Source organism: Tamlana crocina, assembly GCF_012037625.1.
This window is the reverse complement of sequence record NZ_JAAVJS010000896.1, coordinates 1-279: the sequence shown is the minus strand read 5'-3', so window position 1 is coordinate 279 and position 279 is coordinate 1. Positions and strand designations below refer to the sequence as shown.

Annotated in this window: 1 pseudogene; it reads right to left on the bottom strand. The window is 36.2% G+C overall.

The features are described from left to right. Positions 1 to 192: pseudogene (locus HC176_RS19425) on the bottom strand (peptidyl-prolyl cis-trans isomerase); the annotation flags it as partial. Between the last annotated feature and the right edge of the window lie 87 nt (positions 193 to 279).

Below are 279 nucleotides of genomic sequence, written 5' to 3'. Positions count from 1 at the left end.
AAAATTATTTACGAGAAGGGCGCTATCTTCGGGAGAGGTATTTTGAGAAATAAGCTTAGCTACATCTTCCCGATATAAATAGGATTCGTTCACCCTTGCAATAACTTCCTTTTCTTCGGGTTCGTTTAAAAAACTGCAACCTGCATAAATAGATAGCAGTAGCAAAACGACGATTCCTTTTTTAATTTTCAATTTAACTAAAGGTATAAGGTATAATGAATTCGCAAAAATAAGAATTCCGGCCTGTTTACCAACCTCCTGCAAGAACGAATAAGAGCG